Source organism: Pseudomonas sp. GW821-FHT07F01 (genome assembly GCF_059418825.1).
Genome location: NZ_JBWKQO010000005.1, coordinates 22,629 through 35,287 on the forward strand (window position 1 = coordinate 22,629; position 12,659 = coordinate 35,287).

Below are 12,659 nucleotides of genomic sequence, written 5' to 3' on the forward strand. Positions count from 1 at the left end.
AACCCAGGGCCGGGAACGGGTTGTTCCCCGGATCTTTTGCGTAGACCATGAGCGCCTTTGCTTTGTGCTGCCATCGAGTTGCTTTATGACCCCTTCCACTGAGTCGTCGCCGGCGCGCTTTTCCCGCTCCGACTACAAGACCCTGGGCCTGGCCGCCCTGGGCGGTGCCCTGGAAATCTACGACTTCATCATCTTCGTATTTTTCGCCCTGACCCTGAGCCAGCTGTTCTTTCCCCCGGAAATGCCCGAGTGGCTGCGCCTGCTGCAGAGCTTCGGGATCTTCGTCACCGGCTACCTGGCCCGGCCCCTGGGCGGCATCCTCATGGCCCATTTCGCCGACCGCCTGGGGCGCAAGAAAGTCTTCAGCCTGAGCATCCTGATGATGGCGCTGCCTTGCCTGCTGATCGGCATCATGCCGACCTATGCCCAGATCGGTTATTTCGCGCCCTTGCTGCTGCTGGCGCTGCGGGTGCTGCAAGGTGCCGCCGTGGGCGGTGAAGTGCCCAGCGCCTGGGTATTCGTCGCCGAGCACGCGCCGCGGGCCCATCGCGGTTATGCCCTGGGCTTTCTCCAGGCCGGGCTGACCTTCGGCTACCTGCTGGGCGCCCTGACCGCGACCCTGCTGGCGCGGGTCTTCAGCCCCGAGGAAATCCTCGACCACGCCTGGCGCTATCCCTTCCTGCTGGGCGGCGTGTTCGGCGTGATCGGCGTCTGGCTGCGCCGCTGGTTGAGCGAAACTCCGGTGTTCGTGGCGCTGCAGCACCAGCGCGATGCCGCCGCCGAACTGCCCCTGCGCACCGTGTTGCGGGAACACCGGCTGGCGATCCTGCCGGCGCTGATCCTCACTTGCGTGCTGACCTCGGCGGTGGTGGTGTTCGTGGTCATCACCCCGACCATGATGCAAAAAAGCTTCGGCATGAGCGCCAGCCACACTTTTGCCCTGAGCAGCCTAGGGATTGTCTTTCTGAACATTGGTTGCGTGCTGGCGGGGCTGGTCGTCGACCGCCTCGGCGCCTGGCGCACGGTGATGCTCTATAGCCTGCTGCTGCCACTGGGCATCGCCGTGCTCTATGGCTGCCTGATCAGCGGCGGCGCCTGGATCGGCCTGGCCTATGCCATCGCCGGCCTGGGCTGCGGCGTGGTGGGGGCGGTGCCGTCGGTGATGGTGGGCCTGTTTCCGGCGCGGATTCGCGTGTCGGGGATCTCCTTCACCTACAACATCGCCTATGCCCTCTGGGCCAGTACCACGCCGTTGCTGCTGATCGCCCTGATGCCCTGGAGCCCCTGGATCTGCGTGATCTACTGCGCAGTGATGGGAGCGGTGGGAGTCGTCAGCGCCGCTTACTTCGGCGGCCGTGTGGGTGAGGAAGGGCCTGCGGCAGCGAGAGAAAGCTGCATGGCTGACCAACGCTAGGACTTTTCTTCGGCCTGCTGTGATTCAGCGAAGCGGCGAGCTAGAGCCTTCACCAAAACGCCTCTTGATCCCGCGTGAAACCGGGCTGGAAAAGGGCTTTCAGCCCCCGGTTTTTTCCCGCTAATCTCCCGGAACGCGCGGCCTGCGCTTGGGTTTCCGGGAGCTGTCTTGATTCGTTCGACGCTGTGTTCCTTGCGAAATTTCTCCGCCTTGGCGCCACTGTTACAAGTGGCGCTGATGAGCTTCGTGCTGGGGTTGGTGTTTGCCCTGATCCAGGCCTGGACCTGCACGCAACTGGACTACGGCCTGGAGGGCGCCAGCCCCGACAGCTTGCGCGCCCGGGTGATCGCAGTGGAGGCCGGGGCGCTGCTGGTGGAGGAACTCGACACCGGGGAGCGCCAGCGCTTGCGCCTGAACCGCGAACTGACCCGGCTCCAGCTGCCACTCGCTCAACTGCCGGGGCAGACCCTGGTACTCAGCCACCTGCGGGGGTACCTGCTCAGTTGTCGCCGCGACGATCAACCCGGGTGCAGCGCCCTGTGTTCCAGCGCCGCAGAGTGCCAGCAGCGCCTGCGCCAGGGCGACTCGTGTGTTGGCATGCTGGGCTTTGCCTGGCTCGTCAGCCTGATCTGCGGACTGCTGCATGGCTCGGGGCATCGACCGTTCTGGCCGCGAGCGGGCTCCTGAGGCCGCTTTCGCGGGCAAGCCCGTTCCTGCAGGTGCTCCGGCTTGCCGGCGAAGAGGCCCCCGGGCCTGCTGTCATTCGGGCAGCAGTTGTTCCAGATAGCGGGTGCGTTCGGTGCTCAGGCGGGTCACGCAGAGGTTGATCAGGGTCACATGGGCCGGCTTGCCCGGTTCCACTTCGAAGGCCTCCAGCACGCAGGTGCTGTCGCGGTATTTGATCCAGGCGCGTTGGGCGTTCTTCAATTTGCCGAGGTATTCCTGTTCTTGCAGCAGGCTGCTGGGGTACAGGTTGTGCACCCGGACCAGCAGCGCCTGATAGCTCTGGTTGAGTGCGGCGTCGGCCCGCTCCTTGTCCTGCTGGGCGCAGCGGTCGACCTGTTCGCTGACGCTGATGTGCTCGCAATCCAGCGCTGCGGCCTGGGCAGGCGCCCAACCAGCGGCGCCTGCAATTACGGCGATGACGAGGCCAAAGATCCAGGGCTGATAAGGCATGTCGGTCCCTTGCGCTGAGAATGAAGCGGGCATTCTACAGCGCTGTTCCCAATGCAGAAGGGCTGGCCTGCCCACCACGGCCAGCGGTTATTGCAGCCAGTGCCAGAGCAGCAGCGTCCCCACCAGCCCGACCACGGAAACAATGGTCTGCAGCACCGACCAGACCCAGAGTGTCTGCTTGAGTTGCAGGCCGAAATACTCGCGCACCATCCAGAACCCGGCGTCGTTCACGTGGCAGAAGAACACCGAGCCGGCGCCGATGGCCAGCGCCACCAGGGAGCTTTGGGTGGCGGCCAGACCGGCCATCATCGGCGCCAGGATGCCGGCGGTCGTGGTGGTGGCCACGGTAGCCGAGCCGGTGGCCTGGCGCAGGGCCACGGCGATCAGCCACGCCAGGAGGATATAGGGCAGGTGCGCGCCTTCGGCCACCTTGCTGATGGTCTGGCTGACCCCGGCATCCAGCAGCGTCTGTTTGAGCCCGCCGCCGGCGCCAATGGTCAGCAGCAGCACGGCAATCGGTGCCAGGCTTTTGCGCAGGGTGTTGCCGACCTGGTCCCGGGCCATGCCGTTGGCCCAGCCCAGGCAGATCACCGCGGCGATCACCGCCAGGCCCAGGGCGATCAGGGGTTCGCCGAGAAACTTCAGGGTCAGGGCCAGGGTGTTCTCCGGGCTCATGGCGACCTTGGCCAGGGTGCTGCCGAGCATCAGCAGCACCGGCAGCACAATGATCAGCAGCGACACGCCGAAGCCCGGCTGGCGCGGGGCCTTGGGTGCAGCACTGAACAGCGCGCCGAGCTCCGCCGGTTCGCTGACCTGCAGGCGCTTGGACAACCAGTTGCCATACAGCGGGCCGGCCAGGATCACCGCCGGCACGGCCAGGCACAAGCCCAGCAGCATGGTCAGGCCGAGGTCGGCGTGCAGGGCGCTGACGGCAATCAGCGGGCCCGGGTGCGGGGGCATGAGCGCGTGCAGGGTGGTCATCCCGGCCAGGGCCGGAATGGCGATTTTCAGCAGCGGCAGGCCCGAGCGGCGGGCCATGACGAAAATGATCGGCACCATCATCACCAGCCCCACTTCGAAGAACAGCGGCAGGCCGATGACCATCGCCACCAGGGCCATGACCCAGGGCAGCGACTTGCCCTTGCCCAGGCCCAGCAAGGTCGAGGCGATGCGGTCGGCGGCGCCGGACTCGGCCATCAATGCGCCGAGCATCGAGCCCAGGGCAATGATGATCCCGGCCTCGCCGAGAATCGCCCCGGCGCCCTTGCTGAAGGCCTTGGCCACTTCCTCCGGCGGCAGGCCTGCGCCCACCCCGGCAATGAAGGTGCCGATCAGGATCGACAGGAACGGCGGCAGTTTGGTGGCGCTGATCAGCACAATGATGCTGGCGATGGCCACCAGGCAGCAGATGATCAGGCGGGTGTCGTGGACCATCCAGGCGGCAGTCGATACATCCAAGGCGGGACTCCTCAATCGGCTATTTTTATCTGTTACGTTTTGTTTCACTTTTTTGGGAGCATACCCGAGGCGCCCGCCGCAGAGGGCTTATGCGCACTTTTGGTGCATTCGTTAGCCGGCTAACTATGGGCCTGCCCTGGATAACCGGCGGATAACCGGCAGATGACAATTCGCTTATCCAGCCCTGGGCACCTGGCCAATCGAACTATCATCAGGGCCACGCTTTACCAGCCAACCGAGGATCTTTCATGGGCGCAGGACACAGTCACGGCCAGGTACGGGCCGGGCATGAACGCAAGTTGTGGATGGCCCTGGGGCTGACCGGCAGCTTCATGCTCGCCGAGGTCATCGGGGCCTTTGTCACCGGCAGCCTGGCGCTGCTGTCGGATGCCGCGCACATGCTCACCGATACCCTGGCGCTGGCCATCTCCCTGGTGGCGATCCAGGTCGCCAAGCGCCCGGCGGACCGCAAGCGTACTTTCGGTTATGCGCGCTTCGAGATCCTCGCCGCGGCGTTCAACGCCCTGCTGCTGTTCGTGGTGGCGTTCTACATTCTGTTCGAGGCCTGGCAACGCCTGCAGGCACCGGCCGAGATCCAGTCCACGGGAATGCTGGTGATCGCGGTGCTGGGGCTGATCGTCAACCTGATCTCCATGGGCCTGCTGGCCTCCGGCAGCAGCCAGAGCCTCAACGTCAAGGGTGCATACCTGGAGGTATGGAGCGACATGCTCGGTTCACTGGGGGTGATCATCGCCGCGCTGGTGATCATGTTCACCGGTTGGGGCTGGGTCGATTCCCTGGTGGCCGCGGCCATCGGCCTGTGGGTGTTGCCTCGGACCTGGACCCTGCTCAAGGAGAGCATGAACGTGCTGCTGCAAGGGGTGCCGGACGGGGTCGACATCGACCAGGTGGAGCAGGCCATACGCCAGGTGCCGGGGATCAGCGACGTGCACGACCTGCATATCTGGGCCCTGACCAGCGGCAAGAACGTGCTTAGCGCGCATCTGGTGGCGCACCTGCAAGGGTGGGATGAACAGGCGATCCTGGCCGAGGTCACCGAGCTGCTACAGGAGCGCTTCGACATTGCCCACGTCACCTTGCAGGTGGAGCAGGCAGGGTTTCATGAGCAGGTGCATGAACATTGAGGGAGCCGCGCTTGCGTCTTGTGCAGGAGCCGGCTTGCCGGCGAACACGGCCGTGCCTCAGTCGCGTTCTTCAAGGACATAACCCACACCGCGCAGGGTGTGGATCAGTTTGCGTTCGAAAGGGTCGTCGATCTTCGCCCGCAGGCGGCGGATCGAGACTTCCACCACATTGGTGTCACAGTCGAAATTCATGTCCCAGACAAAGGAAATGATCTGGGTCCGCGACAGCACCACGCCGCTCTGGCGCATCAGCAGGTGCAGCAGGGCGAACTCCTTGGTGGTCAGGTCGATGCGCTGCTTGCCGCGAAAGGCCCGGTGCCGGCCCTGGTCCAGCTCCAGGTCGGCGACCCGCAGCACATCCGGCACCGGCGCCTGTTCGCTGCGGCGCATCAGGGTGCGGACCCGGGCCAGCAATTCCGGAAACTGGAACGGCTTGACCAGGTAATCGTCGGCGCCCAGGTCCAGGCCACGGATCTTGTCCGCCAGCCGGCCCTGGGCGGTGAGCATCATCACCCGGGTGCTGCTGTCCTGGCGGATCTGCCCGAGCACGCCCCAGCCGTCGATGTGCGGCAGGTTGATGTCGAGGATCACCAGGTCGTACGCATGCTGGCGAGTCAGGTGCAGGCCGTCCGCGCCGTTGTTGGCGCAATCCACCACGTAGCCACTTTCAGTCAGCCCCTGATGCAGGTAGTCAGCGGTCTTGGGTTCGTCTTCGATGACCAGAATACGCATGAAAATGAGGTTCTCGGCAGGTGGGGGACAGTAACGAAAAGACGCGAGTAATCAGCGGGCCAATGCTCGAAAGTTGTGCGGCCCCGTGCCGTATTCGTGTTCTTTAAAGTTCGCTTGCTGGCACTTGAAAAGTGCTCTTGATGTTCACTTCGAATAGCCGGATGTTAATACAGAACCTTGAGCCAGAGCCTTTGCTAACGGATTTGTAATCTTTGCGCCACCCTGCTGATAAGCACTGAAAGTTACAGTTGGCCGAACTTGAAACTCTCCCTGTCAATGGGCGAACTGCTGCAGTTTCATATCGGCCGGAACTCCTGTGGATAAGCGTCGATATGGTGCGCTGCAACTTCGCAGACACTTTGCCTCCATAGGGGCCGGAACTTGTTATGCCGACTTTCCCGAGAATATCTGCCCGGGCAGCACGCACCTGCGTCCTGACCCTGTTGCTGGCCCTGGCGAGCCAATCTGCAAGCGCCGTCGAGCAACCGCTGTTGAGCCTGGACAGCGCCCTGGCCCGAGCCTTTGCCAACAACCCTGAACTGGCCGCCGCACGCTGGGAGATCGACATCGCCCAGGGCGCCCGCCAGCAGGCCGGGCTCATCCCCAACCCGGTGCTGTCGGTGGACGCCGAGGACACCCGCCGGGATTCGCGCACCACTTCGGTCAAGCTCAGCCAGGCCCTGGAGCTGGGGGGCAAGCGCGGAGCACGGATCGACGTGGCCAGTCGCGGTCAGGAACTGGCGGCCCTGGAGCTGGAGCGGCGTCGCAATCAGTTGCGTGCGGATGTTCTGGATGCCTATTACACGGCGCTGCGGGCCCAGGAACGCACCCAACTGGCCGGGCGCTCCCTGGCCCTGGCCGAACGGGGCGTGGCGGTAGCCCAGGGCCGGGTCAACGCCGGCAAGGCCTCGCCGGTGGAAGCCACCCGGGCCCAGGTGCAACTGGCCGAGGTGCGCCTGGAACTGAACCGGGGGCAGATGGAGCAGGACAATGCCTACCGACGCCTGGCCATGGTCACTGGCGCGGCCACCAGCGACTTTGCCGGGGTGCAGGAGCAGCCCCGGGCACTGGCGGCGCTGCCGGCCCCGGCACAGTTGCTTGGCCGCCTGCCGGAAACCACCGAACTGCGCCTGGCGGAGCAGGAAGTGGTGCAGCGCGAGGCGTCCCTGGGACTGGAAAAGGCCCAGCGCATTCCCGACCTGGACGTCAGCGTGGGCAGCCAGTACGACGCCAGCGCCCGGGAGCGGGTCAACCTGGTAGGGCTGTCGATGCCTTTGCCGCTGTTCAATCGCAACCAGGGCAACGTGCTGTCCGCCGCCCGCCGCGCCGACCAGGCCCGGGACCTGCGCAACGCCACCGAATTGCGCTTGCGTACCGAAACCCGCCAGGCCCTGGAACAGTGGAGCACCGCCCGGGGCGAGGTGCAGTCCTTCAACCAGACCATCCTGCCCGCCGCCCAGCGTGCGGTGGACAGCGCCACCCAGGGCTTCGAGATGGGCAAGTTCAGCTTTCTCGACGTTCTCGATGCTCAACGCACCCTGATCGGCGCGCGCACCCAGTACCTCGCCGCGGTGGCGCAAACCACCGATGCCTGGGTACGGATCGAGCGCATCTACGGCGACCTCAGCCGTTGGTGAAACCCTGGCTGATGGGCCTGGCGTGCCTTGCCGCGTTGCTGGTGAGCGACTGCAGTGGCGCACCCCCGACAGCCCCCGAAGACCCACCCGCGCATTGGTGCGTGCATGAGCTGCATCGGGCCATTGGTCAATGGCTGTTTCCCTCTACCCCGTAAGGCAGCGCCTGGCGCTACCGACCCTCGATCGATTCAGGAGTCCCCATGGATAAAAAACGCAGCCTTGTTCTGGCCAGCACGGCAGTGGTCGGCCTCGGGCTGGCGGCCTTGCTGCTGCCGGGCCTGTTCGCCAGCCCGGCAACGGTGCCCCAGGCCGAGGAGGCCGGGCACGGCGCCCAGGAGCCCGAGGGCCATCTGGAACTCAGCCCGGAACAGATCCAGGCCGCCGGCATCGAGCTGGCCGCAGCCGGTCCGCGGCGCCTCAACCGGGTACTCAGCCTGCCGGGAGAGATCCGCTTCGACGAGGACCGTACCTCGCACATCGTGCCCCGGGCCGCCGGTGTGGTGGAGTCGGTACAGGTCAACCTCGGCCAGGCGGTCAAGCGCGGCGAACTGCTGGCGGTGATCGCCAGCCAGCAGATCTCCGATCAGCGCAGCGAGCTGGCCGCCGCCGGGCGGCGGGTGGAACTGGCCCGTACCACCTTCCAGCGCGAGCGCCAGTTGTGGGTCGACCAGATCTCCGCCGAGCAGGATTACCTGCTGGCACGCCAGGCCCTGCAAGAGGCGGAAATCGCCCTCAACAATGCCCGGCAGAAGATGAATGCCCTGAGCGGCAGCGCCCAGTTGGTGGGCGGCAACCGCTATGAAATGCGCGCGCCGTTCGACGGTGTGGTGGTGGAAAAACACCTGAGCGTGGGCGAAGTGGTGGGCGAAACCAGCGCCGCGTTCACCCTCTCGGACCTGTCCCGGGTCTGGGCCACCTTCGGCGTGTTTCCCAAGGACCTGGACAAGGTCCGGGTCGGCCAGCCGGTGCAGGTCAGCTCCAGTGAGCTGGGGACCCAGGTCCAGGGCCAGGTGGCCTACGTCGGCAGCCTGCTGGGGGAACAGACCCGCACCGCCACGGTGCGGGTGACCCTGGCCAACCCCAATGACGCCTGGCGCCCGGGGCTGTTCGTCTCGGTACAGGTGGCCACCGAAGCCTTCGACGCACCGGTCAGCGTGCCGCAGACGGCGATCCAGACCGTGGAAGACCGGCCTTCGGTGTTCGTCCGCGTGGCCGAGGGGTTCCAGGCCACGCCTGTGGTCACCGGGGCCAGCCAGGACGGTTTTGTCGAGATCCGCGAGGGCCTCGAAGCCGGGGCCCAGGTAGCCGCCCGCGGCAGCTTTACCCTCAAGTCCGAACTGGGCAAGGGCGCGGCCGACCACGGCCATTGATCGGCCTCATCAGAGAGTGACTTCCCATGTTTGAACGCATCATTCAATTCGCCATCGAGCAGCGCATCATCGTCCTGCTGGCGGTGCTGCTGATGGCCGGCGTCGGCATCGCCAGCTACCAGAAGCTGCCGATCGACGCGGTGCCGGACATCACCAACGTCCAGGTGCAGATCAACTCCGCGGCGCCGGGGTTCTCGCCCCTGGAAACCGAACAGCGCATCACCTTTCCCATCGAGACGGCCATGGCCGGCCTGCCGGGGTTGCAGCAGAGCCGGTCGCTGTCGCGCTCGGGGTTGTCCCAGGTAACCGTGATCTTCAAGGACGGCACCGACCTGTTCTTCGCCCGCCAACTGGTCAACGAGCGCCTGCAAGTGGCTCGCGAGCAATTGCCCGATGGTGTGGAGGCGGTGATGGGGCCGATTTCCACCGGGCTCGGGGAGATCTTCCTGTGGACCGTGGAGGCCGAGGAGGGCGCCCGCAAGGAGGACGGCACGCCCTACACCCCCACCGACCTGCGGGTGATCCAGGACTGGATCATCAAGCCGCAACTGCGCAACGTGCAGGGCGTGGCCGAGATCAACACCATCGGCGGCTTTGCCAAGGAGTACCAGATTGCCCCGGACCCCAAGCGCCTGGCGGCCTACAAGCTGACCCTGAGCGACCTGGTGACGGCCCTGGAGCGCAACAACGCCAACGTCGGCGCCGGCTACATCGAGCGCAGCGGCGAGCAGTTGCTGATCCGCGCGCCGGGGCAACTGGCGTCCATCGAGGACATCGCCAACATCGTCATCAGCAGCAGCGACGGCACGCCGATCCGCGTGCGCAACGTGGCCGACGTGCAGATCGGCCGCGAGTTGCGCACCGGCGCGGCCACTGAGAATGGCCGGGAAGTGGTGCTGGGCACCGTGTTCATGCTGATCGGCGAGAACAGCCGTACCGTGTCCCAGGCGGTGGCGAAGAAACTTGAGGAGATCAACCGCTCGCTGCCCGAAGGCGTGGTGGCGGTCACGGTGTACGACCGAACCAACCTGGTGGAAAAGGCCATCGCCACGGTGAAGAAGAACCTCTTCGAGGGCGCGCTGCTGGTGATCGTGATTCTGTTCCTGTTCCTGGGCAATATCCGCGCGGCGCTGATCACCGCCCTGGTGATCCCGCTGTCCATGCTGTTCACCTTCACCGGCATGTTCAGCAACAAGGTCAGCGCCAACCTGATGAGCCTCGGTGCCCTGGACTTCGGCATCATCGTCGACGGCGCGGTGGTTATCGTCGAGAACGCCATCCGCCGCCTGGCCCATGCCCAGCAGCACCACGGGCGCATGCTGACCCGCTCCGAACGCCTGCATGAAGTCTTTGCCGCGGCCAAGGAAGCCCGGCGCGCGCTGATCTTCGGCCAGTTGATCATCATGGTGGTGTACCTGCCGATCTTTGCCCTTACCGGGGTGGCCGGGAAAATGTTCCACCCCATGGCCTTCACTGTGGTCATGGCGTTGCTGGGGGCGATGATTCTCTCGGTGACCTTCGTTCCGGCAGCCATCGCGCTGTTCGTCACCGGCAAGGTCAAGGAAGAGGAAAACCTGCTGATGCGCAGCGCCAAGCGCGGCTACGCCCCGGTGCTGGACTGGGTGATGGCCCGGCGTGGCCTGACCTTCGCCCTGGCCGGCTTGATCCTCGCTGGCAGTGCGCTGCTGGCCAGCCGCATGGGCAGTGAATTCATCCCCAGCCTCAGCGAAGGCGACTTTGCCCAGCAGGCCCTGCGGGTGCCCGGCACCAGCCTCACTCAGTCGGTGGACATGCAGCAGCACCTGGAGAAAACCCTGCTGGCGCAAGTGCCGGAGATCGAGCGGGTGTTCGCCCGCACCGGCACCGCGGAGATCGCCTCGGACCCGATGCCGCCGAATATTTCCGACAGCTACCTGATGCTCAAGCCCAAGGCCCAGTGGCCGGACCCGAACAAGTCGCGAGAGGCGCTGATCGCTGATATCCAGCGTGCCAGTGCCCTGGTGCCGGGCAGCGCCTACGAGCTGTCGCAGCCGATCCAGCTGCGCTTCAACGAGCTGATTTCCGGGGTGCGCAGCGATGTTGCGGTGAAGGTGTTTGGCGATGACATGGCGGTGCTGAACAAGACCGCTACGCAAATTGCCACGGCCTTGCAGAGCTTGCCTGGCGCCTCGGAAGTCAAGGTCGAGCAGACCTCGGGGCTGCCGGTGCTGACCATCAATATCGACCGCGACAAGGCCGCGCGTTTCGGCCTCAACGTGGGGGACGTGCAAGACACCATCGCCGTTGCGGTGGGCGGGCGCCAGGCCGGCACCCTGTACGAAGGCGACCGGCGCTTCGATATGGTGGTACGCCTGTCCGATCAACTGCGCACCGATATCGACGGCCTGTCCCGGCTGCTGATTCCCATACCGGCGACGGCGGGCACGGCCAACGGGCAGATCGGCTTCATCGCCCTGTCGGAAGTGGCCAGCCTCGATCTGGTGCTGGGCCCCAATCAGGTCAGCCGGGAAAACGGCAAGCGCCTGGTGATCGTCAGCGCCAACGTGCGCGGGCGGGATATCGGCTCCTTCGTCGAAGAGGCCACAAGCCTGATTGCCGAGAAGGTCAAAATCCCGGCCGGCTACTGGACCACCTGGGGCGGTCAGTTCGAACAATTGCAGGAAGCCTCCCAGCGCCTGCAGGTGGTGGTGCCGGTGGCCTTGCTGCTGGTGTTCGGGCTGCTGTTCATGATGTTCAACAACCTCAAGGATGGCCTGCTGGTGTTCACCGGGATTCCCTTCGCCCTGACCGGCGGGATCATGGCCCTGTGGCTGCGGGACATACCGCTGTCGATCTCGGCGGGGGTGGGCTTCATTGCCTTGTCCGGGGTCGCCGTGCTCAACGGCCTGGTGATGATTGCCTTTATCCGCAACCTGCGAGAGGAAGGGCGCTCGTTGTCCCTGGCGATTCATGAAGGCGCCCTGACCCGACTGCGCCCGGTACTGATGACCGCCCTGGTGGCCTCCCTGGGCTTCATCCCCATGGCCCTGGCCACCGGCACCGGCGCCGAAGTGCAACGGCCCCTGGCCACGGTAGTGATTGGCGGCATCCTGTCCTCCACCATCCTCACCTTGCTGGTGCTGCCTGCCCTGTACCAATGGGCGCATCGCAGGGAAGAAGACTGATCGCGCGCCGCTTCTTGTAGCCGCTGCCTGCGGCAGCGGCTACAGGTGTCAGTCCTGCGGCAATTTTCGGGCAAAAAAAGCGCCCCAAGGGGGCGCTAAAAATTCATCTCTTTCCAAAGGAGCATCAGAAAAAACGCTTCAAGAGATGAATGTGCTCGGTAGGCAATCGCTGTCAGATGTCTTCTTCGGCCGTGGTAGGCGCAGAAGCATCGCGAGGGGCTTTGCCGGTGCTGCCGGTGGCGGCTGTTTCCTGGTTGGCGTCGCCGTGGATCTGTTCCTGGCTGGCCAGGAAAGCTTCGCGGACCTGCTGTGGGCGTTCGCTGCCATCAGCGGCCCAGGTGGCGGAGCTGGTTGTGGCCAGTAGGCCGATCAATAACAGTTGGGTTGGGCGCATGAGCTTCTCCTGACACGTTGGGCGGCCGTGAAAAACACGGTGGCTGCCAGTGTGTCCGGGAGTATATGAAGGCCAACCTAACGAGAAGGTGAGGCCGATATTACAGTTCTGAAAGGCATGAGTCTGTGAAGAAGTTTTAACACCGGGCAGGCCTGGCGCCTGCCCGGAG

10 protein-coding genes are annotated in these 12,659 nt (G+C 65.1%); 6 read left to right on the forward strand and 4 right to left on the reverse strand.

What is annotated here, in order from left to right; genetic code table 11:
- Positions 1 to 85: 85 nt before the first annotated feature.
- Together AC07R1_RS18325 and AC07R1_RS18330 are read left to right on the forward strand one after the other, a co-directional pair.
- A complete protein-coding gene (locus tag AC07R1_RS18325; protein WP_053153842.1) occupies positions 86 to 1,414 on the forward strand; it encodes an MFS transporter in 1,329 nt (442 codons plus the stop codon).
- A 168-nt stretch (positions 1,415 to 1,582) separates the two neighbouring features.
- On the forward strand, positions 1,583 to 2,101 hold the full coding sequence (locus AC07R1_RS18330; RefSeq protein ID WP_065365164.1) for a hypothetical protein: 519 nt from the start codon (positions 1,583 to 1,585) through the stop codon (positions 2,099 to 2,101).
- 72 nt (positions 2,102 to 2,173) lie between these two features.
- Here the strand turns inward: AC07R1_RS18330 and AC07R1_RS18335 are convergent, their stop codons facing one another.
- Both AC07R1_RS18335 and AC07R1_RS18340 read right to left on the reverse strand, forming a co-directional pair.
- A complete protein-coding gene (locus tag AC07R1_RS18335) occupies positions 2,174 to 2,590 on the reverse strand; it encodes a lysozyme inhibitor LprI family protein (RefSeq protein WP_015637031.1) in 417 nt (138 codons plus the stop codon).
- 87 nt (positions 2,591 to 2,677) lie between these two features.
- On the reverse strand, positions 2,678 to 4,048 hold the full coding sequence (locus tag AC07R1_RS18340) for a GntT/GntP/DsdX family permease (RefSeq protein ID WP_011063465.1): 1,371 nt from the start codon (positions 4,046 to 4,048) through the stop codon (positions 2,678 to 2,680).
- 248 nt (positions 4,049 to 4,296) lie between these two features.
- Here AC07R1_RS18340 and AC07R1_RS18345 point away from each other — a divergent pair, with 248 nt between their 5' ends.
- Entirely contained in the window at positions 4,297 to 5,193 is an 897-nt protein-coding gene (locus tag AC07R1_RS18345) for a cation diffusion facilitator family transporter (RefSeq protein ID WP_123431438.1), read from the forward strand.
- Between the two features lie 57 nt (positions 5,194 to 5,250).
- On the opposite strand, the gene AC07R1_RS18350 is transcribed toward AC07R1_RS18345, so the two are convergent.
- The gene (locus AC07R1_RS18350) at positions 5,251 to 5,925 is read right to left on the reverse strand and encodes a heavy metal response regulator transcription factor (protein WP_011063463.1); all 675 of its coding nucleotides are present in this window, start codon (positions 5,923 to 5,925) and stop codon (positions 5,251 to 5,253) included.
- A 386-nt stretch (positions 5,926 to 6,311) separates the two neighbouring features.
- Here AC07R1_RS18350 and AC07R1_RS18355 point away from each other — a divergent pair, with 386 nt between their 5' ends.
- The 3 genes from AC07R1_RS18355 (at position 6,312) to AC07R1_RS18365 (ending at position 12,096) form a co-directional block, all read left to right on the forward strand.
- Positions 6,312 to 7,562, forward strand: a complete 1,251-nt coding sequence (locus tag AC07R1_RS18355) for a TolC family protein (protein WP_495110812.1) — start codon at positions 6,312 to 6,314, stop codon at positions 7,560 to 7,562.
- A 200-nt stretch (positions 7,563 to 7,762) separates the two neighbouring features.
- The gene (locus AC07R1_RS18360) at positions 7,763 to 8,932 is read left to right on the forward strand and encodes an efflux RND transporter periplasmic adaptor subunit (protein ID WP_015637025.1); all 1,170 of its coding nucleotides are present in this window, start codon (positions 7,763 to 7,765) and stop codon (positions 8,930 to 8,932) included.
- Between the two features lie 26 nt (positions 8,933 to 8,958).
- Entirely contained in the window at positions 8,959 to 12,096 is a 3,138-nt protein-coding gene (locus AC07R1_RS18365) for a CusA/CzcA family heavy metal efflux RND transporter (protein ID WP_495110813.1), read from the forward strand.
- Between the two features lie 172 nt (positions 12,097 to 12,268).
- Here AC07R1_RS18365 and AC07R1_RS18370 read toward each other — a convergent pair whose 3' ends face one another.
- Positions 12,269 to 12,490 (reverse strand): hypothetical protein, encoded by a 222-nt coding sequence (locus AC07R1_RS18370; protein ID WP_011063459.1) that lies wholly within the window; start codon positions 12,488 to 12,490, stop codon positions 12,269 to 12,271.
- Between the last annotated feature and the right edge of the window lie 169 nt (positions 12,491 to 12,659).

Bases quoted from the DNA above. Each gene is read 5' to 3' on its own strand.
- AC07R1_RS18325 (WP_053153842.1), top strand. From the start codon at position 86: ATGACCCCTTCCACTGAGTCGTCGCCGGCGCGCTTTTCCCGCTCCGAC.
- AC07R1_RS18335 (WP_015637031.1), bottom strand. From the start codon at position 2,590: ATGCCTTATCAGCCCTGGATCTTTGGCCTCGTCATCGCCGTAATTGCA.
- AC07R1_RS18345 (WP_123431438.1), top strand. From the start codon at position 4,297: ATGGGCGCAGGACACAGTCACGGCCAGGTACGGGCCGGGCATGAACGC.
- AC07R1_RS18350 (WP_011063463.1), bottom strand. From the start codon at position 5,925: ATGCGTATTCTGGTCATCGAAGACGAACCCAAGACCGCTGACTACCTG.
- AC07R1_RS18355 (WP_495110812.1), top strand. From the start codon at position 6,312: ATGCCGACTTTCCCGAGAATATCTGCCCGGGCAGCACGCACCTGCGTC.
- AC07R1_RS18360 (WP_015637025.1), top strand. From the start codon at position 7,763: ATGGATAAAAAACGCAGCCTTGTTCTGGCCAGCACGGCAGTGGTCGGC.
- AC07R1_RS18365 (WP_495110813.1), top strand. From the start codon at position 8,959: ATGTTTGAACGCATCATTCAATTCGCCATCGAGCAGCGCATCATCGTC.
- AC07R1_RS18370 (WP_011063459.1), bottom strand. From the start codon at position 12,490: ATGCGCCCAACCCAACTGTTATTGATCGGCCTACTGGCCACAACCAGC.